This window comes from Epibacterium sp. HA2-3 (assembly GCF_055693725.2).
Genome location: NZ_CM172490.1, coordinates 2,771,736 through 2,792,618 on the forward strand (window position 1 = coordinate 2,771,736; position 20,883 = coordinate 2,792,618).

Below are 20,883 nucleotides of genomic sequence, written 5' to 3' on the forward strand. Positions count from 1 at the left end.
GGCGTGGGTTCGCTCACGCCCCGGAACCTCAATTTCAAGGATTTGTCTCATGCGCGTCTTTTGCGCTTCTCTTGCCACAGAAACCAATACGTTCTCGCCGCTGCGCACCGATTTCTCTGATTTTGCGCAAAGCTTCTATGCCCCTCCCGGAGAACACCCGGAGACGCCAACGCTGTGTTCCGCAGTGTTCCCAGCCCTGCGGCGGCGCGCAAAAGCGGAAGGTTTCACCCTGATCGAGGGCACCGCCACATGGGCAGAACCCGGTGGTCTGGTCAGTGCGGCAACGTGGGAGCATCTGCGCGATGAGGTGCTGGGTCAGCTGAAGGCGGCCCTGCCCGTGGATGCCGTCGTGCTTGGTCTGCATGGCGCAATGATCGCGGATGGCTGCGTGGATTGCGAAGGCGAGTTGATCGCTGCTGCGCGCGCGCTGGCCGGACCGGAGGCCAAGATCGGCGTGAGCTTTGACCCCCACAGCCATCTCAGCGCCAAGCGCGTGGACAATGCAGACGTCATCACGGTGTTCAAGGAATTCCCCCATACCGATTTTGTCGAGGCGGGCGAAGCCTGCGTTGAGCTGACACTGCGTGCGGTGCGAGGCGAAATCACGCCCCGGATCTCGGTTTTTGATGTGCGCATGATGGATGTGCTGCCGACCAGCATCCAACCCATGCGCGGCTTTGTCGACAAGATCATGGAACTGGAGGCGCGCGCCGAGATTCTCTCGGGATCTGTCATTCATGGGTTCATGGCGGGCGACAGCCCTGATCTCGGTGCCAAGGTCATCGTGATCTCGGACGACGACGCGAGCAAAGGCGACAGGATCGCGCGAGAACTTGGTCTGGAGCTCTTTGGTTTTCGCGGACGCACAAAACCTGATTTCTTGCCCGCGGCCGAGGCGCTGCGCCGAGCCGACACCAGTTCCAACACCCCGGTTGTGGTGGCCGATGTCTGGGACAATCCCGGCGGCGGGGTGGCGGGGGATTCTACAATTTTGCTGCGCGAAGTTCTCAAGCAGAACCTCGATGGGGTGGCCTTTGGCACCATCTGGGATCCAATGGCCGTCCGCCTGTGTTTCGCCGCAGGCGAGGGCGCCACGCTTGATCTGCGCTTTGGCGGCAAGACATCGGCCCATGCGGGCGCACCTGTGGATGCAACTGTCACAGTGATGCGCCTTCAACGCGACGCGGTGCAGAGCTTTGGCACCTCGGTTGTGCCGCTTGGCGATTGCGCGGTGATCCGGATTGGTGATCTCGACATCGTCCTGAACACCAATCGCAGCCAGACGTTCTCGCCCGATCTCTTCACCAATCTCGGCATTGATATTGCGCAGAAACGCATCGTGATTGTTAAATCGACCAACCACTTCCACGGGGCCTTCGCGCCTGTCGCCGGAGAGATCCTCTATGCGGCCGTCGACGGCCCCTACCCGAACGACCCCGCGCGCACGGATTATACCCGCCTCAAACGCGCGATCTGGCCGCGTGTCGAAACCCCGCATGCCGAGGAGACAGCCTGATGACCCTGCCCATCGATACCCCTGCCGTTCTGGTCGATCTGAACGTGGCAGAGGCCAATGTGCGCGCCTTTCAGAGTTATTGCGACCGGCACAGCCTCAAGCTGCGACCTCATATCAAAACCCATAAGCTGCCACAGCTGGCCGAGTATCAGCTCGCGCAGGGAGCTATTGGCATCACCTGCCAGAAGATCACCGAAGCCGAAGCGATGATCGCAGGCGGCGACATGCGCGACATCTTGATCACCTATAATATCCTCGGCGCAGAAAAGGTCGCCCGATTGCGCGCCCTCTCTGAACGGGTGGCGCTCTCGGTGGTGGCAGACAATCTCACTGTGGTTGAGGGGCTGAGCGCCGGTTTTGCCGGCGCGAATAAACCCCTGCCGGTACTGGTCGAATGCAACACCGGAGCAGACCGGTGCGGGGTGGAAACACCCGAGGCGGCGCTCGCGCTCGCGCAAGCGATTGACGCGGCGCCGGGGCTCAAGTTTGCAGGGCTGATGACCTACCCTCCGGTTGGCGGTGCCGCAAAGGTCACCACATGGCTCGCCGAAGCCAAGGCCCGGATAGAGGCCACGGATCTGACGGTGGAGGTGATTTCCTCGGGCGGATCGCCCGACATGTGGCAAGCACATGAGATGCCGCTCGCCACGGAGTACCGGGTCGGCACCTACGTCTACAATGACCGCTCGCTTGTGACACGCGGCATCTGCACCTGGGACGATTGTGCCCTTACCGTTCTGGCCACGGTGGTTTCCACCCCTTCCGCGACCCGCGCAGTCATTGATGCTGGTTCCAAGGTTCTAACCTCCGACCTGCTTGGGCTGGAAGGCTATGGGCATGTTCTGGGGCATCCTGACTTCATGATTGATCAACTGAGCGAGGAACACGGGCGGATCACCTCGGCGCAGCCCACCGGGCTACGGGTCGGCGATCAGGTTCGGATTGTGCCGAACCACGCCTGCGTTGTCGCCAATATGCTCGATCATATCACCCTGATGCGCGCGGAAGAGGTCGCAGGTCAGGAAACCGTCGCGGCACGGGGGCAAGTTTGGTGAATACGCCTCAGATCCTCTGTCTTGGTGAGCCGCTGGTAGAGTTCAACCAGACCCCCGAAGGCCCCTTTGCCATGGGGTTTGGTGGCGATGTCTCCAACGTCGCCATCTCCGCCGCACGTCACGGCGTACAGACCGGGTTGATCACCCGCGTGGGCGATGATCCGTTTGGCGCAGCGCTCTGCGATCTTTGGGCCAGCGAAGGCCTCGTGACTGATCATGCAGCGCGTGCTCAGGGAGAGGAAACAGGGGTCTATTTCGTGACCCATGATGCCAGCGGCCATCATTTCACCTACCGCCGCAAGGGCTCTGCCGCATCGCGTCTGACACCTCAAGATCTGCCGATGAACGCCCTGCAGACCTGCCCCATTTTCTACGCCTCTGGCATCAGCCTTGCAGTGTCATCGAGCATGCAGGATGCGGTCATCGAAGCCGCCCAACGGGCACGCGCTGGTGGCGGTATTTTTGCCTTTGACCCCAATCTGCGCGTGGCGCTCTGGCCGCTTGAGGTCGCGCGTGAGACCACGCATCGATGCATGCAGATCTGCGACGTGGCCTTGCCAGGGCTTGAGGATGCGCGCCAGTTGACCGGCCTGCATGATGCCAAGGACATCGCCAGCTTTTATCACGAGCTGGGACCACGCATTGTCGCACTGACGCTTGGCGCCGAAGGTGTTCTGATCTCAGTCGAAGGCACGCAGCGCGTTCTTTCCGGGCACCGGGTCGACGCCAAGGACGCCACCGGCGCAGGCGATTGTTTCAACGGAGCGTTCCTCGCGACCCTCTTGGCCACGAACGATCCTTTTTCAGCGGCAGAGCACGCCAATATGGCGGCGGCTCTGTCGACCACTGGATATGGCGCTGTGACGCCGATCCCAAACCTTTCCCAAACCCGCAAAGCGCTTGAAATCGCGCAGCGGGCCTAAACTCCCCAACTATCAGGAGACTCCTCATGACTATCGAACGTATCGGCGCAGAGCGCACCGGCGCAGGTGGACAGAACCTGCCGTTTTCCCCTGCCACCCGCGCGGGTGACTTCGTCTTTATCTCTGGTCAGGTCGCGATGAATGAGCGCGGTGAGATCGAGCCCGGCGGCATTGAGGCGCAGACCAAGCGCACCATGGAAAACGTGATTGCCGTGCTGGCCCAGGCGGGTTGCACGCTGGATGACGTGGCAAAGGTGAACGTGTGGCTCGATGATCCCCGCGATTTCTGGACCTTCAACCGCGTCTACGCGAGCTATTTCCCCAACGGCGCGCCATCGCGCTCCACTGTGCGCTCGCAGCTGATGGTGGATGCAAAGATCGAAATCGACGTCACCGCCTATAAGCCGCTGGGCTGATCCCGCGCCACGTCACGCAACGATGCACAAAAAACGGGCCGCCCGGTGGGGCGGCCCGAATTCTGTCTGGAAGGCGCGTTTGACTTAGTCTTTAGGACCCAGAGCCGAGAGGCCTTTCAGAATATCGATGGCGTAGGCCAGCTGATAATCCTGTTCACGCAGTTCTGCGGCTTTTTCAGCCTTCTCGCGATCCGCTTCGATCTGGCGCACTTCATCCTCGGAGAGGCTGTCATTGTTCAGACGACCACGCAGGTCCGCCTCTGAACGGGGACCAAAGGCGCTGCTGGCGGGTTCATCTTCCTCAGCCTCGGGGCGGCGACGCGGCTGCGCCACAACGATGTCCGGGCTGACACCCAGTGCCTGAATGGAGCGGCCAGAGGGCGTGTAATACCGCGCGGTGGTGAGGCGCATGGCTCCGTCGCTGCGGAGGGGCATCACGGTCTGAACCGACCCTTTGCCAAAGGATTTGGTGCCCACAACGATCGCGCGGCGGTGGTCTTGCAGCGCGCCAGCGACAATCTCGGACGCGGAGGCGGAGCCACCGTTGATCAGCACCACAATCGGCTTGCCACCAACCAGGTCCCCCGGCGTTGCATTGAACCGCTCGCCATCCTCGGGATTGCGACCACGGGTAGAGACGATTTCACCGCTTTCAAGGAAGCTGTCGGCTACGCTGATCGCCTGGGTCAGCAACCCGCCCGGGTTGTTGCGCAAGTCAAGCACGATGCCGTTCACGTTGTCCATGCCGCCCAGCGCCTCGACTTGCTCTTCGAGCTTGGCCTCGAGGTTGGGCGTGGTCTGTTCATTGAACGTCGTGACTCGCAGCACCACCGAGTCCCCTTCGGTCCGACCGCGTACAGCCGTCAGCTTGATGGTGTCGCGAATAATGGAAACATCAAAAGGCTCGTCTTCGCCTTCGCGCACGATGGTGATGATGATTTCAGACCCCACCGGGCCGCGCATCAGTTCGACCGCTTCATCAAGTCCAAGCCCCAACAGGCTCTCGCCATCCACATGGGTGATAAAATCGCCCGCCTCGACTCCGGCTTCGTCTGCGGGTGTGCCATCCATCGGCGACACCACTTTGACAAAGCCGTCTTCCTGCGTGACTTCGATGCCAAGGCCACCGAACTCCCCACGGGTCTGCACCCGCATCTTGCTCGCATCATCAGGGGACAGATAGCTAGAGTGCGGATCCAGGGACTGCAGCATGCCGCCAATCGCCGCCTCGATCAGCTCTTTCTCGTCGACCTCTTCGACGTATTGCGCCCGAATGCGCTCGAAGATGTCACCAAACAGATCGAGTTGCTCATAGACGGTTGTGTTATTGCTCTCCTGTGCCAGCAACGGCGCTGCCACGTAGGTTGTTGCCACAAAGCCTGCAAGCGTCCCGCCCAGAGCCGCCATCGCAAATTTCTTCATCTCTTGCCTATCCACCTTGCCCTGTCCGGAACCACGTTTCAGGGTCCACGGGACTGTTTTCCATTCTGACTTCTATATAGAGCGTTTCCGAGCGACCAGTTCCACCCCCTTCACCGCTAAGTGACAAAATCGCGCTGCTCGCTGCCACCTCGCCGCCCATCAGCCCGACGGGCGTGCCTTCCGGGATCACCTGCCCTGCCTCGCCAAAGACTTCGGCAAGCCCCGACAGGATAAAGAGCGTGTCCGGCTGCGGCTCCAGAATCACCACATTGCCGAGATCCAGAAGCGGGCCAAGGTAGCGGATCGTCGCCGCCGTGGGCGTGCTAACAAGAGCGCGTGGACGCGTTGCCACAAGGATGCCCGCGCGGGCGACCCCGGCGGCGTCCTGCTCTCCATATCCGCGCAACAGCAACCCCTCGACCGGAAGAGGCAGATCGCCCCTCAAGTCGGAAATATCAGCGCCATTCGGTTCGACTCCACTGGCTTCGGCAATGAGCGTCAGCCCATCGGCAAATCCGGTGAGAGTCTCGGTCGAGGAAATCAGGATAGCAGTCTGCACCGGATCCTCGGTAAAGCGTTTGGGCAAATCCTGCCGATCAGCAATAGCGGTCGAAAGCGCCGCCCGCGCCGCCTGCACCCCTTGCAGCCCCTTCTCCAGTTGCAGGGCCGCGCTTTGCTGCAAAAGCCGCAGATCGCGCACCTCCTGGAGGTCATTTCGCAGCGCATCGGCACGCGCTTGCAGGCCCGGTGTCACCTCTGCCAGCATCATGGCAGAACGGGCCGCCCCCAATGGACCGGATGGGTGCAGCATCAGCACCGGTGGAGTCGACGTCTCGATCGTGGTGATCACGCCAAGAAGATCGGCCACCTCATCCTCTCGGGCCTTCAATTGCGTGGTGAGCTGGGTTTCGCGCCGCGCCACCCGCCGCAGCCCCTCGCGCATGGCCTGAAGCCCGGCCTCGTAAGCACGAACGGTTTCCGTGAGCGCCTTCACCCGATCATTCGCGCTCTTGGCGGCATCAAGGCGTTCGGACGCTTCTTCGAGCGCCACCGCCGCCTCGAGGGCTGCATCGCCCGGATCCTGAGCGACAGCAGGGACGGGCAGAGCCGCGCAAAGCCCCAGTGCCAGCATCATCGCACGCAACGACGTCATACGAGCAGGCTCTCTCCGGTCATCTCTTCGGGTTGATCCAGCCCCATCAGCGCCAAAAGCGTCGGCGCGAGATCCGCAAGCCGCCCATCCTTGAGCCGAGCGCCATCCGGGCCACCCACAAGCGCCACGGGTACGAAGTTGGTGGTATGGGCCGTATGTGCCCCTCCGGTTTCGGGATCAACCATCAGCTCGCAGTTGCCGTGGTCGGCGGTCACGATCATCGCCCCGCCTGCATCTTTCAGGGCCGCGACAACCTCGCCAAGCCCCTGATCCACCGCCTCGCAGGCCTTGATGGCTGCATCGAGATCACCGGTATGGCCGACCATGTCGGGATTGGCGTAGTTGGTCACGATGAGGTCATAGCCAGCCCGGATGGCTTCGACGAATTTCGCGGTGACTTCTGGCGCAGACATCTCGGGTTGCAGATCATAAGTCGCCACCTTGGGCGATTTGGGCATAAACCGGTCTTCGCCTACCTCGGGGGTTTCCTTGCCACCATTGAGGAAGAAGGTCACATGCGGGTACTTTTCGGTCTCGGCGAGACGGAACTGGCGCTTGCCCTGTTTGGCCACCCATTCGCCGAGCGTGTTGACGATGGCGCGCTTGGGGTAGGCAGTGGTCATATAGGCATTATGACCCTCAGAATACTCCACCATTCCCAAGAGCGCCGCCAGTGCAGGACGCGGACCGGTGTCGAACTCGGCAAACCCTGGCTCACCAATAGCGCGTAGAATTTCCCGCGCGCGATCCGCACGGAAGTTCAGGCAGAAGAAACCGTCTCCTTCGTTGATGCCATCAAACCCCTCGATCACCGTTGCCTTGACAAACTCATCAAGCTCATCGCGGCCATAGGCATTTTCGACGGCGTCCCTCGCGGTGGCGGCGGTAAACTGACCGGCGCCCTTTACCATCGCGTCAAAGGCCTCAGAGACCCGCTCCCAGCGATTATCGCGGTCCATGGCGAAATAACGTCCGGTGACGGTGGCAATCTGCGCGCCCGGCGCCATCCCGGCCTCCAGTTGATCGAGATAGGTGAGCGCAGATTTCGGGGCCACGTCACGCCCATCGGTGATCGCGTGCAGCCAGACCGGGACGCCCGCATCGCGGATCGCTTTGATCGCAGCCAGGATATGCGTCACATGGCCATGCACGCCACCATCCGAGACCAGCCCCATCAGATGCGCAGCATCACCTGTCTCTTTCAGCTTGGCGATGAACGCCTGAAGCGCGTCGTTATCGTAGAAAGACCCATCTTCGATCGCGAGGTCGATCTGACCCAGATCCATCGCGACCACGCGACCCGCGCCGATATTGGTGTGGCCGACTTCGGAGTTCCCCATTTGCCCGCTTGGCAGGCCGACATCTGGACCATGCGTCACAAGCCGCGCGGTCGGGCAGCTCTGCATGATCGCATCCAGCGTCGGTGTCTTTGCAAGATAGGGCGCATTCGCAGGCCCCGGTTCGGCGCTGCCCCAGCCATCAAGGATGCAAAGTACAACGGGTTTGGGTGCGGTCATGGCGCGTCTCCGGTTGGCGGGTGCGGGTTTCGTGTCGGGTTCTACAACCTGTCGCACGATTGGGAAACCGGGGAGTGCGCAATCCGCAGCATTGTGCGCCCTGCCGGTGTGTTTTTGCGCATGTCACGCCGTCGAAGCAGGAGCCGAAGCCGCAAGATCCGGGTCGCGGGCCAGCCCACGGGATTGCTAGCCAATGTCCTGACACGCAGCAACAGGATCGCGCCTATGCCCCACATCATCGCCCTGCCCACCAATACCGTACGCGCATATCAGAGCGGTCAGGCGGACGCCTACGGCCAGACACCGGAGCGGACACTTTCAGACGGGGGCGGCAACCCCTGTCGTCACTGCCTGCGGTTCATTCCCAAAGGCGCCGAGATGCTGATCCTTGCGCATCGCCCGTTTCCCGCGCCACAGCCCTATGCGGAAACCGGGCCGATCTTTCTCTGTGCCGAGGCCTGCACGCGACACGACAGCGATATGGTGCCAGAGATTTTCACCCGCTCGCCCGACTACCTGATCAAAGGCTATTCTGAGGACGACCGGATTGTCTACGGCACCGGGGTCGTTATCCCAAAGGAGCAAATGATGGCGCAGGCAGAGAAAATCTTTGCTGATCCGCATGTGCGCTATATCCACGTCCGGTCCGCACGCAACAACTGCTATCAGGCCCGGATCGAGCGCTGAGCCTCAGAGCGTCTTTGACATCGCGTAGTTGTGGATCCTGACGCCTCGGCGCTCAAAATCGCGCCGGTGGTCCTCGGCAAATCCCTGGCGCAAAAAGAAACGCCGCGCGGCCTCGCTGGCTTCGACAAAGAGCGAGGCCAGCGCGAGGCTGCGCGCCTCATGCTCCAGTCGCGCATAAAGCGACGCACCAATGCCCGCACCGGCAACGTCAGGCGCAAGATAGAAGCAGTCGATATGCCCGTCGGGTTCGAGCTCGATAAACCCTTGCGCCACATCTTGTGTATCGGCAGCAACCCAAATGCGGCGCCCGTCTTGCGCACGTTCCAGCACGCGGTCAACGGGGGCAGGTTCCGGGCTCCAGGCAGCGCATTGTTCCGGGGTGTAGTCGCGCGCGCCCACCTCATGCACAGCGGTGTGAAAAATGCGGGCCCAATCGACAGCATCACGGGGTTCAAACGGACGGATCTGCATCAGCATCAGCGGGACTTTGTCAGCGCGAGGAAGACATCCTCGAGGTCGGCTTCTTCGGTTTTGACGTCACGGATTGAAATCCCGGCGGCCCGCACCGCTTCGAGCACCGCTTCGGCCGACGTTTCATTGCTGTGGTAGCGCAGCTCGACAGCCCCGTCACCGCGCAGCTCGGCCTCGATCCCCGGCCCTTCGGGCAGGGTCGCCACCGGGGCGGCGGGCTGCACCACCATGGCGCGGGCATCCAGACGGCCCAAGAGGTTCGCGGTCGAGTCCCGTGCCACCACTTCGCCCTGATTGATGATGGCGATCTCGTCGCACATCTCCTGCGCTTCCTCCAGATAATGGGTGGTGAGGATGATGGTCATGCCCTGCGCGTTGAGCTTGCGGACGTTCTCCCACAGCATCTGGCGCAACTCGATGTCCACACCGGCGGTAGGTTCATCGAGCACCAGAATATTGGGGCGATGCACCAGCGCCTTGCCCAGCAGAAGCCTGCGCCGCATGCCGCCCGAGAGCGTACGCGCATAGGCTTCAGCCTTGTCCTCCAGCCCGATGAGTTTCAGGATACCGTCGCTGTCGCGCTCGGATTTCGGCACGCCATAGAGCCCCGCCTGCACCTCCAGCGCCCCGCGCGGGGTAAAGAACGGGTCGAGGTTCAATTCTTGCGGCATCACCCCGATCGAGACGCGGCTTTGACGGGGATTGGCGTCCTGATCAAAGCCCCAGATCGTCACCTTGCCCGACGTTTTCAGCACCAGACCGGCGAGAATATTGATCAGCGTCGATTTGCCCGCGCCATTTGGCCCCAGCAGCCCAAAGACCGATCCACGCGGCACGGTGAGGTCGATCCCCTTCAGTGCGTGCTTCTCGGGCTGGCCTTTGCGGCCCTTGTAGGTTTTGCGCAAAGCTTCAATACGGATTGCCTCGTCAGTCATCGCGGCTCTTGCCCCCGGTATTTCCATGGCTCATAAAGCCCCTAACGCATTAGCCAGAGGATCGCCAGCGATGACCATTGAAGCGCCGGAAACCAAGATCGTAGACAGCTACCGTGTCGCCTGCGACGGAGGCGAAGGCGCGCTGGGGCATCCGCGGGTCTATCTTCAGATCCCCGAGGACGAGGGCTTTGTGGAATGTCCCTACTGCGATTGCAAATACATCCACCGGGATTTTGAAGGCAAAGTCGCCTGAACCGGGCCTGCCTGCGGTTTTGATCCGCACCCGGGTTCGTTAGTCTGCCGGACATGGCAGAGCTGTTGATCATATATCATTCCCGCACCGGCGGCAGCCGGCAGATGGCCGAGGCCGCTTATGCGGGCGCTTCGAGCGAGGGGTCCGCGCGTCTGGTCCACGCCGAGGAGGCCGGGCCGGAGGATTTGCGGGCGGCAAGCGGCTATCTGTTCTGCGCGCCAGAAAACCTCGCGGCGCTGTCTGGTGCGATGAAGGAGTTCTTTGACCGCTGTTACTATCCCGTTCTGGGTCAGCTAGAGGGCCGCGCGTATGCGCAGATGATCTGCGCTGGATCGGATGGCGAGAGCGCCGCGCGGCAACTGGCACGGATCGCTCAGGGCTGGCGGCTGAAGCCGGTGCAGGAACCGCTGATTATCTGCACCCACGCACAGACTCCGGAGGCGATTCTGGGCGACAAGGTCATCCCCGAGGCAGAATTGCAGATGTGCCGCGACTTAGGTCAGGCCATGGCAGCAGGCATTGTGATGGGAATGTTCTAAATTTGTCGAACTGCCAGATGGGCCAATATCCTACCTGCGGGCCACCGCGACACATGCGTGCAACATCACAGTGCGGATCGGCGCTCTTTCAGGCCATTCAAAGCATCACATAGCTGATCAAAATGGCCCCCTGCCGATTGCAGCCGCTGAATGAGGTCCCAACCGCCCCAGACCTGAAACGCCTCGGACGCATTTAATTCACCTCTCCCCCAAATCGTGCCGGGCTTCGCGCGATCATAGGAAAAACTTGCGTTTCCATAGCTGCCGTCCTCGCAGATAAATTGAGCAGAACCACTGGCATCTGCTGTACTTAAAATCTCCCATTTTCCGCGGCACGCTACGCCATCTTGGGTCTTTCCCTCGATATTGCCCGACAACCATCCAAACGTCGCCCCACGGATGCTTTGCCCATTTTCGAAACAGGCCAAAAGCGGTGTACAGTGGTCACTCCGACCCGGGTTCGAGGTGCAACCAGACAAGAAAGCTGCCGCCTCAGAACTTGAGGCTTCGCGTTGGCAGGAAGTAATCAAGAGACCGCTCAGGCCTAGCAGAGTGATTGCAGTGACGCGACGGATCGGAGATAAGGCGGATAAGAACATCTGGGAAACAATCAGTTGGGGTCAAACACCATGAGCACTAGCAATTTTGGCAAAGGCTGTCACCTCCACCTGATCGATGGCTCCGCCTTCATCTTTCGCGCCTACCACGCGCTGCCGCCGCTGACGCGCAAATCCGACGGGCTGCCCATCGGCGCGGTCTCGGGGTTCTGCAACATGCTGTTCAAACAGGTCGAGGACAACAAGGGCCCCGATGCGCCGACCCATGTTGCGGTGATCTTTGACCACTCCGGCAAATCGTTTCGCAACGATATGTACGATCAGTACAAGGCCAATCGCCCCCCCGCGCCGGAGGATCTGGTGCCGCAGTTCCCGCTAACGCGCGAGGCCACCCGCGCCTTCAACATCGCCTGCAAGGAGATCGAAGGCTTTGAGGCCGATGACATTATCGCCACATTGGCCTGTCAGGCACGCGAGGCCGGGGGCCGCGTGACGATCATCTCGTCAGATAAGGACCTGATGCAGCTGGTCGGGGACGGGGTCGAGATGCTCGACGCGATGAAGAACAAACGCATCGACAGCGATGGCGTGCGCGAGAAATTCGGCGTCGGCCCCGACCGGGTTGTGGACGTGCAGGCGCTTGCGGGCGACTCTGTTGACAACGTGCCCGGCGCGCCCGGCATCGGCATCAAGACCGCCGCGCTGCTGATCAACGAGTTCGGCTCGTTGGAGGATCTGCTGGATCGCGCCGAAGAGATCAAGCAGCCCAAGCGCCGTCAAACCCTGATCGAGAAGCGCGACCAGATCGAGATGTCAAAACGGCTGGTGCAGCTGGATTGCGACATGGAGCTGGACTTCACTCTTGACGATCTGGAGGTGCGAGATCCGGATGCAGACACGCTCTTGGGCTTTCTCGCCGAGATGGAATTCCGCACGCTCTCCAAACGAATGGCCGACCAGCTGGGCCGCGAGGCCCCGACCATCCCCGAAGCGCCCTCTGCCGCAGCCGCCGCGCTGGAGCTGCCCGAAGCGCCGGGCTTTGACAGTGCCGAATATACCACCGTGCGCGACGCCGAGACCCTGCAGCAGTGGATCGATCTCATTCGTGAGCATGGCTATGTCGCGGTCGATACCGAGACCACCGGCCTTAACGAGATGATCGCGGATCTCGTCGGCATCAGCCTATGTGTGGTTCCGGGGCAGGCCTGCTATGTGCCGTTCACACATAAGACGGGGAACTCCGACGATCTCTTTGGCTCTGACGATCTGGCCGAGGGGCAGATGCCACTGGCGCGGGCGCTGGAGATGCTGAAACCGGTGCTGGAGGATGACGCCATCCTCAAGATCGGCCAGAACATGAAATACGATGCCAAGATCTTTGCCCGTAACGGCATCGACGTGACCCCGATCGACGACACCATGTTGTTGTCCTATGCGCTTCATGGCGGCATGCACGGACATGGGATGGATACGCTGTCGGAGCGCTATCTCGACCATCAGCCGATCCCGATCAAATCGCTCTTGGGGAGCGGAAAATCCGCGATCACATTTGACCGCGTGTCGATAGAGGACGCCACGCCCTATGCGGCCGAGGACGCCGACATCACCCTGCGGCTCTGGCAACAGTTCAAACCGCAGTTGCACCAGAAACAGGTGACCACCGTCTACGAGACCTTGGAACGCCCGCTGGTGCCGGTGCTGGCGCAGATGGAACAACATGGCATCAAGGTGGACCGCGACACGCTCAGCCGTATGTCGAACGCGTTCTCACAAAAAATGGCCGCGCTCGAGGCAGAGATCCACGAGCTCGCGGGCGAGACCTTCAATGTCGGCTCCCCCAAGCAGCTGGGCGAGATCCTTTTTGACAAGATGTCTCTGCCGGGGGGCAAGAAGGGCAAGACCGGTGCCTATGCCACCGGGGCGGACATTCTTGAGGATCTGGCCACGGAGCATACCTTGCCCGCGCGCGTGTTGGACTGGCGGCAACTCTCCAAGCTGAAATCCACGTACACAGACGCGCTTCAGGAGCACATCCATCCCGAAACCGGGCGGGTACATACGTCTTATTTGCAGACAGGCGCCAACACTGGGCGTCTGGCCTCGAGCGATCCCAACCTGCAAAACATCCCCGTGCGCAGCGAAGAGGGACGCCGCATCCGCGAGGCCTTTGTCGCAGACGAGGGCAATGTGCTTCTGTCGCTCGACTACAGCCAGATCGAGCTGCGCATCCTTGCTCATGTGGCCGGGATTGATGCCCTAAAACAGGCCTTTGCCGACGGCCACGACATCCACGCGATGACCGCCTCCGAGGTCTTTGATGTGCCGCTTGAGGAGATGACTCCGGACATTCGCCGCAAGGCCAAGGCGATCAACTTTGGCGTGATCTATGGGATTTCGGGCTTTGGGCTTGCGCGCAACCTGCGTATTCCGCGCGGCGAGGCGCAGGGATTTATCGACCGCTATTTCGAGCGTTTCCCCGGCATTCGTCAGTATATGGACGACACGGTGAACTTCGCCAAGGAGCACGGCTATGTGCAAACGCTCTTTGGCCGCAAGATCCACACGCCGGAGATCGCCGCCAAGGGACCGCGTGCGAGCTTTGCAAAACGCGCGGCTATCAACGCGCCCATTCAGGGCACCGCCGCAGATGTCATCCGGCGCGCCATGGTGCGGATGCCTGAGGCCATCGCCCACCTGCCCGCGCGTATGCTACTGCAGGTCCACGATGAATTGCTGTTCGAAGTGCCCGAGGATCACGTCGAAGAGACGATTTCCGTCGCCCGCGAGATCATGGAAGGCGCGGCTGATCCGGCAGTGCATATGGATGTAAAACTGGTGGTCGACGCGGGACGCGGCCAAAACTGGGCCGAGGCGCATTAAGCGGCAGGAAACAAAACACGGTTTTGCCCCCTCATCAGTTGTTCCGACGCCACGACAGCGGCGGCGGGATCGACGCTAGAAACTCATCTCTGGATGATTGTCTCTGGGGATCACATGGGGGCGGGTGTCTGCCCCCGCGCCACTCCTCAGAGCCGGCATGCGCCCCCGAAGTTGAAGAGACAACGTCAGGCGGTCTGCAGGGCCTTCATCCAGCGCAGGCTGTCTTCGGTTCTTGGGGTGCTCGGGGTGTATTCCGCGCTGACCCAACCACTATAGCCGCTGTCATCGATCGCCTGAAACAACGCATCAAAATCCACCGGTCCGCGCCCCGGCTCGCAGCGTGACGGAGCTGCTGCAAATTGCACATGGCTCGCGCGGCTTCCAAAAGTCTCCCAGACCTTGAGCGCATCTCCGTGGATAAGTTGGGCGTGATAGGCATCGAACTGCAGGGTGACATTGTCGCGCCCGACCTCATCGAGAATGTCGATCGCAAGGTTGTAGTCGTCGAGGAAATAGCCCGGGAAATCCCCGCTATTCAGCGGTTCGATCGTGAATTGCTGCTTGGGCGCAGACTCCGCCGCTGCCTGCAGGTTCTGCACAAAGGTCCGCCGCGCGGCCTCCCCTTTGGCTGGCCCCGCCATGATGTGGATACGCCCCGCTTTCAACATGTCGGCATAGCGCAGTACCCGACGAATATCGCGCTGAAAGCGCTCCGCCTGTTCGGGAACGGCGGCATAGCCCGGATCGCCACCGGTGTAATTGGGCGGCGGGGCATTGATCAACAAAAGCTCCAGCCCATTGGCAAGAAGCGCACGCTGCGTTTCTTTGGCGGCAAACTCATAAGGAAAGAGAACTTCCACCGCCTCGAACCCAGCAGCCGCGGCAGCCGAGAATCGGTCAAGGTAAGGAAGCTCCGCAAAGAGCATGGATAGATTGGCCGCGAACTTAGGCATTCTCACCTCCTGCTAGATGTGCAGCCCTCGCCACGCCACTATAGCACAGTCCCCGGGCGCGCGTGTGCGGGTTTTGTTTTAAACTTGAACTGCACGTACCTTCGTAGTGCGTCGATATGCACCCGGCACGCAAAGAAGAAAACGCTGGCTTTTGCGCAATTTTAATGGAGTGCGCGGATCCTCGCCCAGAGCATGCTCAATGCGCCCAGCACCTGCCCTCAGGTCAAATCAAGCGCATCGGCCTTGATGATGCGAAAGAAAGCGCCCTGCGACCAGACACCGAACCAGCCATCATGCGTCTCGCCCAATTCCATCAGGCGATAGAAGCTCTTGCGGTCCACCAGCGCCTCCAGTCCGGCGCGCACATGCACATAGGGCGCAGGCTCGCCCGTCTCAGGATCCGTCTCAACGCGAATGGCATTCTCTGGTCCGGCAAGGGTTTCATCCCCAACCTGCGTGGTGAAGGTCAAAATCTGTTCTTTTCCCACACCAGCCGCTTCAAAATCCACCGCCACAAAAGGCGCGTCCTCAACGGCGATGCCGACTTTCTCTACCGGTGTAACCAGATAGAACTTGTCTGCCTCACGTTTCAGAATCGAGGAAAACAGCTTCACCAGTTCAAAGCGGCGAATTTCAGAGCCAAGATAGCTCCAACGGCCGTCGCGATGAATGCGGATGTCGAGATCGCCGCAATAAGGCGGATTCCACAGGTGCACCGGAGGCAAACCGCCGGCGCCGGCCGCCTTTGCGCTGACTTCAAGAGCATCCGCATCCGGTTTCACAACTTTTTGTCCGCTCATTCGTTTTGCCATTCCATTCCCGCGCGATACACTCAAACCATATAAGCCCACAGAAAGGGAAGTCATGAGCGAAGCACAGGATCTATTGACCGACATCGAAGCGCTGGAGGTTCGCCTGCAAGACGCGCGCGCCTCGATCAAACGTCGCTTCACCGGACAGGAGCGGGTCGTGGACCTGACTCTGGCGACCCTCTTGTGCGGAGGCCATGGGCTTTTGATCGGCCTACCCGGCCTTGGCAAAACCCGGCTGGTCGAAGCGCTTTCGACCGTTATGGGCCTCAATGGAAACCGGGTGCAATTCACGCCGGACCTGATGCCCGCCGACATCCTTGGCTCCGAAGTTCTTGATACAGCCCCTGATGGCACCCGCGCCTTTCGCTTCGTACAAGGACCAATTTTTTGTCAGCTGCTGATGGCGGATGAAATAAACCGCGCCTCACCCCGGACCCAGTCGGCGCTCCTACAGGCGATGCAGGAGAAAACCGTGACCGTCGCGGGCGCCGACCGGGCGTTGGATGCGCCGTTTCATGTGCTTGCGACGCAAAACCCGATCGAGCAGGAAGGCACCTATCCGCTGCCTGAGGCACAGCTCGACCGGTTCCTCATGCAGATCGACATCCACTACCCCGACCGCGAAACCGAGCGCGATATTCTCATCGCGACCACGGGTGTCGAAGAGGAAACCGCGCATCAGGTCTTTACCGCAGAGGAATTGATCGCGGCCCAAACCCTCTTGCGCCGCATGCCAGTAGGCGAATCCGTGGTCGAAGTGATCCTTGACCTTGTGCGCGCCTTCCGTCCCGAAGACCCTGCTGCAAGTGAGCGCGTGGCGCAGACCGTGGCCTGGGGGCCCGGACCACGGGCGGCACAGGCGCTGATGCTGGCGGTGCGGGCACGCGCCTTGTTGCAAGGCCGACTGGCCCCCAATACCGAAGACGTCATCGACATGGCGCGCCCGATCCTGAGCCACCGCATGCAACTCAACTTTGCCGCGCGCGCCCGCGGCGACAGCCTTGCCGAGCTGATCGACGAAACCGCCGCCTCCCTCGTCAAAGCCGAGGCCGCCGCGTGAGCCAGCCCCTCGCCTCTCCCGACAGGACGGCGCGCGGCCCCGCAGGCCAGATCCGCAGCCGCGCCGAAGAGGCCGCCAGTGTCCTGCCGCCGCTGTTGGTGCAGGCCCAACAACTCGCCGGGGCGGTCTTGCTCGGCGAACACGGCCGCAGGCGCTCTGGGGTGGGAGATGATTTCTGGCAATATCGCCCCGTGCAGCAAGGCGATAGCCGTCGCATGATCGACCATCGCCGCTCCGCGCGTGGCGATCAGCAATTTGTCCGCGAGCGGGAATGGCAGATTGCCCAGACTGTCCATCTCTGGGTGGACCAGGGACAGTCCATGCGCTTTGCCTCAGATGGGAAACTGCCCCAAAAGATCGACCGCGCGCGCCTGCTAGCCCTGGCGTCTGCAGTGCTGATGGTGCGCGGTGGCGAACGTGTCGGGCTCACAGGTGGGCTGTTGCCGCCACGGCGCGGAAACATGCAAATCCTGCGATTGGCCGAGCATTTTACCACTCAGGACGACGCCACATATGCGCCACCCGAACATCGGGCCCTCATTCCGCATGCGCGGGCCTTGTTCATCTCTGACTTCCTCGGACCCTTTGATGAGCTCGAGATCGCGCTGAGCAAAGCCGCAGATCGCGGCCTTCGAGGGGTGCTGTTGCAGGTGCTTGATCCAAGCGAAGAGCTGTTTCCCTTTGCAGGGCGCACCCGGTTCGAGGGACCGCACAAAGCGCAGGTTCACGAAACACTGAAAGCATCGGCCCTGCGGGACCGGTATCTTGAGCGTCTCGCGCAACGGCGCGATGCACTCGAAACACTCTGCCGCGCGGCAGGCTGGACGCTTGGGCTGCATCACACCGGCGACAGCACGCAATCGGGGCTGCTGTGGCTCTATCACGCATTGGAGCGGCGGCAATGACGATGATCGCGGGCATAGGTTTTGCAAGCCCCTGGCTTCTGCTTGGGCTCTTGGTGTTGCCGATCCTGTGGCTTTTGCTGCGTGCAATCCCGCCCGCGCCCAAACGGCAGCTCTTTCCTGCCGTGACGCTTTTGCTCGGGCTCAAGGATGACGAGAGCCTTTCGGATCGCACGCCTTGGTGGCTTTTGCTGTTGAGGATGCTGGCCGTTGCGGCAGCCATCGTGGGGCTCTCCGGGCCGGTGCTGAACCCCGCACAAGAACAGAGCGGCGATGGGCCGTTGCTGATCGTGATGGATTCCGGCTGGGGCGGCGCGCCTCATTGGGAGCAAAACCGCAGCCACATTGAGGCAGAACTCAGTGAGGCAGGCCGGGCCGGACGCCCGGTTGCCCTGTTGCGCCTGACCGAGCCTGAGCCACTGCAATTTCGCGCCGCAGGATATTGGGGACGCCAACTCCCGGGCATGACGCCAGCACCCTGGGTTGCGTCCCCTGAACAGGTGCGTGCCGCGATGGACCTCATTGCAGAGGTCGAGGGCGGATTTGACACGCTCTGGCTCAGTGACGGGCTGGCAATGGCGGCGCGCCAGGATCTGGTCACGGCCCTCGGTGAGCGCGGCAACATCGAAGTCTATGAAAGCGGCGCTCCCGTGATCGGGCTTCTGCCCGCGACCTATGCCGATGGAGCGATCACACTCAGTGCCCAGCGCAGTAACACCGGGCTGACGCAGGAAATCACGGTGCAGGCCTTGGGTCCGGATCCCAATGGCACCGAAAGGGCGCTGGCCTCCACCACGATCACCTTTGACGCAGCGGCCAGCGCTGCAGAGACTCAGATCGCGCTGCCGATGGAGCTGCGCGCCCGCATCAGTCGCTTTGAAATCCTCAATACGCGTTCCGCCGGGGCGGTTTCGCTCACCGATGATCGCTTGCGGCGGCGGGAAGTGGCGCTCATTTCCGCCCAGAGCGAGGATGAGGGCCTCGCGCTCTTGTCAGCGCTGCATTACCTGCGCCAAGCGCTGGAACCGACGGCGGAGCTGCTGGAAGGCTCGTTGACGGATCTGCTACCCGCCAACCCGGATGTCGTGGTTCTGGCGGATGTGGCCCGCCTTGCTCCCGCCCAGGAAGAAGCCCTGATCGATTGGGTCGAGTCGGGTGGCCTTTTGTTGCGGTTCGCCGGACCACGGCTTGCTGCCAGCGACACCGCACGCGACACCGAGGAACCCTTGATGCCCGTGCGCCTGCGCATCGGTGGGCGCAGCATCGGCGGCGCGATGAGCTGGGGTGAGCCCAAGGCGCTTGCGCCCTTTGCAGAAGGCTCGCCCTTTTACGGGTTGGACATTCCTCAGGATGTCGCAGTGAGCTCTCAGGTCATGGCACAGCCCGACCCGGAGCTGGCCAGCCGCGTGGTGGCGGAACTCAGCGATGGCACCCCGCTGGTGACCCGCAAACCGCTTGGTCAGGGGCAGGTGATCCTGTTTCATGTCACTGCAAATGCAGAATGGAGCAGCCTGCCGCTTTCGGGGCTATTCGTAGACATGCTTGAGCGCCTTGCAGTTTCTTCCGCTTCCAAACCGCCCAGCGCTGACGATCTGGAAGGCACCACGTGGCAAGCCGTCGAAGTGCTGGATGGCTTTGGCCGGTTGACGGACGCGGACACGCTTTCAGGAGTCGCAGGTCCAGACCTCATCGACGCGCCCTCGGGTCCAACATTGCAACCCGGGCTCTATACCAGCGGCAGCGGAGCCTATGCGCGCAATGTACTGCGCGATGGTGATGGTATTGAACCTTCGATCTGGCCTGCCTCGGTTCCAGTCCTTACCTACGAAGGCGCGGCTGAACGGCCCCTTGGGGGGCTGCTCCTCAGCCTGGCATTGGTGTTGCTTGCGGTGGATATTGCGGCGGCTCTGTGGGTCTCGGGCCTTTGGTCCCCGGCCAAAGTAGCGACAATTGCACTCGGGATGGGCCTCGCGGGTAGCGGCTTTATTGCTCTGCCGCCCGCAGCACAGGCGCAGACGGCCACCCCACTCAACCTCCCCTCTGAAACCGAGCTCACCTCGGAGCTGACTCTGGGCCATGTTCTGACCGGCGACGCGCGAGTCGACCAGATCGCCGCAGAGGGGCTGCGCGGCCTCAGCAATGTTATGACGCTCAGAACATCTGTCGAACCCGCGGCACCCTATGGGGTGGACCTGGAAACTGATGAGCTCGCGTTCTTTCCCTTTCTGTATTGGCCCGTCACCGAGGGCCAGCCGCTGCCCTCATCAGAGGCCTACAGCAAGCTCAACGCTTATCTGCGCACTGGTGGGATGATCCTGTTTGACACCCGCGACGCGGATCTGACGCAGACAGGGGCCAGCTCGGGCGCGGCACGGCGCTTGCAACAACTGGCGCTGCCGCTGGATATCCCGCCACTGGAGCCGATCCCCGCCGACCACGTTCTTACGCGCGCTTTCTACCTGCTTCAGGATTTTCCCGGTCGTCACCCACGCGGACAGATCTGGGTCGAAGCCGCACCGCCGGATGCCGAGCAGGTCGACGGCCTCCCGTTTCGCAATCTAAACGACGGAGTGACACCCGTGGTGATCGGCGGCAACGACTGGGCGGCCGCATGGGCCGTGGATGAACGCAATTCGCCGCTTTATCCAGTGGGGCGTGGATTTTCAGGGGAACGCCAACGCGAACTGGCCCGCCGCTTTGGGGTCAACCTGCTGATGCATGTGCTGACCGGGAACTACAAATCCGATCAGGTCCATGTGCCTGCGCTTCTGGACCGACTGGGGCAGTAAAATGATGCAGAAACCAAATCCTGCGGCGCAAGGAGCTCGTGTG

Annotated in this window: 19 protein-coding genes; 11 read left to right on the top strand and 8 right to left on the bottom strand. The window is 61.6% G+C overall.

Features of this window, described 5'->3' with window-relative positions; all coding sequences use genetic code 11:
- Positions 1–49 precede the first annotated feature (49 nt).
- Genes ACZ1HH_RS13020 through ACZ1HH_RS13035 form a run of 4 tightly spaced genes read left to right on the top strand, consistent with a single transcriptional unit; the run spans position 50 to position 3,910 of the window.
- Entirely contained in the window at positions 50–1,516 is a 1,467-nt protein-coding gene (locus ACZ1HH_RS13020) for a M81 family metallopeptidase (RefSeq protein ID WP_168610410.1), read from the top strand.
- Positions 1,516–2,571 (top strand): D-TA family PLP-dependent enzyme, encoded by a 1,056-nt coding sequence (locus ACZ1HH_RS13025; protein ID WP_168610409.1) that lies wholly within the window; start codon positions 1,516–1,518, stop codon positions 2,569–2,571. Before ACZ1HH_RS13020 ends, ACZ1HH_RS13025 begins: the two co-directional genes overlap by 1 nt.
- Positions 2,568–3,494 (top strand): sugar kinase, encoded by a 927-nt coding sequence (locus ACZ1HH_RS13030; RefSeq protein WP_472636836.1) that lies wholly within the window; start codon positions 2,568–2,570, stop codon positions 3,492–3,494. The genes ACZ1HH_RS13025 and ACZ1HH_RS13030 overlap by 4 nt, the downstream gene beginning before the upstream one ends.
- Before the next feature lie 26 nt (positions 3,495–3,520).
- On the top strand, positions 3,521–3,910 hold the full coding sequence (locus ACZ1HH_RS13035) for a RidA family protein (RefSeq protein WP_011540068.1): 390 nt from the start codon (positions 3,521–3,523) through the stop codon (positions 3,908–3,910).
- Positions 3,911–3,994: 84 nt separating this feature from the next.
- Here ACZ1HH_RS13035 and ACZ1HH_RS13040 read toward each other — a convergent pair whose 3' ends face one another.
- The 3 genes from ACZ1HH_RS13040 to gpmI are packed head-to-tail and all read right to left on the bottom strand — an operon-like array spanning position 3,995 to position 8,002.
- Entirely contained in the window at positions 3,995–5,332 is a 1,338-nt protein-coding gene (locus ACZ1HH_RS13040) for a S41 family peptidase (protein WP_011540069.1), read from the bottom strand.
- A gap of 7 nt (positions 5,333–5,339) precedes the next feature.
- Entirely contained in the window at positions 5,340–6,485 is a 1,146-nt protein-coding gene (locus ACZ1HH_RS13045; RefSeq protein ID WP_487320303.1) for a murein hydrolase activator EnvC family protein, read from the bottom strand.
- Positions 6,482–8,002 carry a 2,3-bisphosphoglycerate-independent phosphoglycerate mutase gene (gene gpmI / locus ACZ1HH_RS13050; protein ID WP_472636837.1) on the bottom strand — a complete coding sequence of 507 codons (1,521 nt, stop codon included), beginning with the start codon at positions 8,000–8,002 and terminating at the stop codon, positions 6,482–6,484. Before gpmI ends, ACZ1HH_RS13045 begins: the two co-directional genes overlap by 4 nt.
- A gap of 225 nt (positions 8,003–8,227) precedes the next feature.
- On the opposite strand from gpmI, the gene ACZ1HH_RS13055 reads away from it, so the two are divergent.
- Positions 8,228–8,689, top strand: coding sequence for a DUF1203 domain-containing protein (locus ACZ1HH_RS13055; RefSeq protein WP_472636838.1), 462 nt, complete (start codon positions 8,228–8,230; stop codon positions 8,687–8,689).
- 3 nt (positions 8,690–8,692) lie between these two features.
- Here the strand turns inward: ACZ1HH_RS13055 and ACZ1HH_RS13060 are convergent, their stop codons facing one another.
- Together ACZ1HH_RS13060 and ACZ1HH_RS13065 are read right to left on the bottom strand one after the other, a co-directional pair.
- The gene (locus tag ACZ1HH_RS13060; protein WP_011540073.1) at positions 8,693–9,166 is read right to left on the bottom strand and encodes a GNAT family N-acetyltransferase; all 474 of its coding nucleotides are present in this window, start codon (positions 9,164–9,166) and stop codon (positions 8,693–8,695) included.
- Positions 9,166–10,095 carry an ABC transporter ATP-binding protein gene (locus ACZ1HH_RS13065; RefSeq protein ID WP_472636839.1) on the bottom strand — a complete coding sequence of 310 codons (930 nt, stop codon included), beginning with the start codon at positions 10,093–10,095 and terminating at the stop codon, positions 9,166–9,168. Before ACZ1HH_RS13065 ends, ACZ1HH_RS13060 begins: the two co-directional genes overlap by 1 nt.
- Positions 10,096–10,165: 70 nt before the next feature.
- Between ACZ1HH_RS13065 and ACZ1HH_RS13070 the strand changes: the two genes are divergently transcribed.
- On the top strand, positions 10,166–10,348 hold the full coding sequence (locus ACZ1HH_RS13070) for a zinc-finger domain-containing protein (protein WP_011540075.1): 183 nt from the start codon (positions 10,166–10,168) through the stop codon (positions 10,346–10,348).
- A gap of 53 nt (positions 10,349–10,401) precedes the next feature.
- A complete protein-coding gene (locus ACZ1HH_RS13075) occupies positions 10,402–10,887 on the top strand; it encodes a flavodoxin family protein (RefSeq protein ID WP_472636840.1) in 486 nt (161 codons plus the stop codon).
- Between the two features lie 65 nt (positions 10,888–10,952).
- Here ACZ1HH_RS13075 and ACZ1HH_RS13080 read toward each other — a convergent pair whose 3' ends face one another.
- Positions 10,953–11,264 carry a hypothetical protein gene (locus ACZ1HH_RS13080; protein ID WP_472636841.1) on the bottom strand — a complete coding sequence of 104 codons (312 nt, stop codon included), beginning with the start codon at positions 11,262–11,264 and terminating at the stop codon, positions 10,953–10,955.
- A 252-nt stretch (positions 11,265–11,516) separates the two neighbouring features.
- Between ACZ1HH_RS13080 and polA the strand changes: the two genes are divergently transcribed.
- Positions 11,517–14,324, top strand: coding sequence for a DNA polymerase I (polA, locus tag ACZ1HH_RS13085; RefSeq protein ID WP_472636842.1), 2,808 nt, complete (start codon positions 11,517–11,519; stop codon positions 14,322–14,324).
- A 185-nt stretch (positions 14,325–14,509) separates the two neighbouring features.
- Here polA and ACZ1HH_RS13090 read toward each other — a convergent pair whose 3' ends face one another.
- Both ACZ1HH_RS13090 and ACZ1HH_RS13095 read right to left on the bottom strand, forming a co-directional pair.
- Positions 14,510–15,277 carry a hydroxypyruvate isomerase family protein gene (locus ACZ1HH_RS13090; RefSeq protein WP_416369252.1) on the bottom strand — a complete coding sequence of 256 codons (768 nt, stop codon included), beginning with the start codon at positions 15,275–15,277 and terminating at the stop codon, positions 14,510–14,512.
- A 218-nt stretch (positions 15,278–15,495) separates the two neighbouring features.
- Positions 15,496–16,077, bottom strand: a complete 582-nt coding sequence (locus tag ACZ1HH_RS13095) for a DUF1285 domain-containing protein (protein ID WP_472636843.1) — start codon at positions 16,075–16,077, stop codon at positions 15,496–15,498.
- A 64-nt stretch (positions 16,078–16,141) separates the two neighbouring features.
- On the opposite strand from ACZ1HH_RS13095, the gene ACZ1HH_RS13100 reads away from it, so the two are divergent.
- The 3 genes from ACZ1HH_RS13100 to ACZ1HH_RS13110 are packed head-to-tail and all read left to right on the top strand — an operon-like array spanning position 16,142 to position 20,840.
- Entirely contained in the window at positions 16,142–17,149 is a 1,008-nt protein-coding gene (locus ACZ1HH_RS13100; RefSeq protein WP_472636844.1) for an AAA family ATPase, read from the top strand.
- On the top strand, positions 17,146–18,054 hold the full coding sequence (locus ACZ1HH_RS13105; RefSeq protein WP_472636845.1) for a DUF58 domain-containing protein: 909 nt from the start codon (positions 17,146–17,148) through the stop codon (positions 18,052–18,054). The genes ACZ1HH_RS13100 and ACZ1HH_RS13105 overlap by 4 nt, the downstream gene beginning before the upstream one ends.
- Positions 18,051–20,840, top strand: coding sequence for a DUF4159 domain-containing protein (locus tag ACZ1HH_RS13110; protein WP_472636846.1), 2,790 nt, complete (start codon positions 18,051–18,053; stop codon positions 20,838–20,840). Before ACZ1HH_RS13105 ends, ACZ1HH_RS13110 begins: the two co-directional genes overlap by 4 nt.
- Positions 20,841–20,883: the final 43 nt, after the last annotated feature.

Coding starts and splice junctions, on each gene's coding strand:
- ACZ1HH_RS13090 (WP_416369252.1), bottom strand. CDS start 15,277: ATGCCTAAGTTCGCGGCCAATCTATCCATGCTCTTTGCGGAGCTTCCT.
- ACZ1HH_RS13025 (WP_168610409.1), top strand. CDS start 1,516: ATGACCCTGCCCATCGATACCCCTGCCGTTCTGGTCGATCTGAACGTG.
- gpmI (WP_472636837.1), bottom strand. CDS start 8,002: ATGACCGCACCCAAACCCGTTGTACTTTGCATCCTTGATGGCTGGGGC.
- ACZ1HH_RS13055 (WP_472636838.1), top strand. CDS start 8,228: ATGCCCCACATCATCGCCCTGCCCACCAATACCGTACGCGCATATCAG.
- ACZ1HH_RS13070 (WP_011540075.1), top strand. CDS start 10,166: ATGACCATTGAAGCGCCGGAAACCAAGATCGTAGACAGCTACCGTGTC.
- ACZ1HH_RS13060 (WP_011540073.1), bottom strand. CDS start 9,166: ATGCTGATGCAGATCCGTCCGTTTGAACCCCGTGATGCTGTCGATTGG.
- ACZ1HH_RS13045 (WP_487320303.1), bottom strand. CDS start 6,485: ATGACGTCGTTGCGTGCGATGATGCTGGCACTGGGGCTTTGCGCGGCT.
- ACZ1HH_RS13100 (WP_472636844.1), top strand. CDS start 16,142: ATGAGCGAAGCACAGGATCTATTGACCGACATCGAAGCGCTGGAGGTT.
- ACZ1HH_RS13040 (WP_011540069.1), bottom strand. CDS start 5,332: ATGAAGAAATTTGCGATGGCGGCTCTGGGCGGGACGCTTGCAGGCTTT.
- ACZ1HH_RS13110 (WP_472636846.1), top strand. CDS start 18,051: ATGACGATGATCGCGGGCATAGGTTTTGCAAGCCCCTGGCTTCTGCTT.
- ACZ1HH_RS13065 (WP_472636839.1), bottom strand. CDS start 10,095: ATGACTGACGAGGCAATCCGTATTGAAGCTTTGCGCAAAACCTACAAG.
- ACZ1HH_RS13095 (WP_472636843.1), bottom strand. CDS start 16,077: ATGAGCGGACAAAAAGTTGTGAAACCGGATGCGGATGCTCTTGAAGTC.
- ACZ1HH_RS13075 (WP_472636840.1), top strand. CDS start 10,402: ATGGCAGAGCTGTTGATCATATATCATTCCCGCACCGGCGGCAGCCGG.
- polA (WP_472636842.1), top strand. CDS start 11,517: ATGAGCACTAGCAATTTTGGCAAAGGCTGTCACCTCCACCTGATCGAT.
- ACZ1HH_RS13035 (WP_011540068.1), top strand. CDS start 3,521: ATGACTATCGAACGTATCGGCGCAGAGCGCACCGGCGCAGGTGGACAG.
- ACZ1HH_RS13020 (WP_168610410.1), top strand. CDS start 50: ATGCGCGTCTTTTGCGCTTCTCTTGCCACAGAAACCAATACGTTCTCG.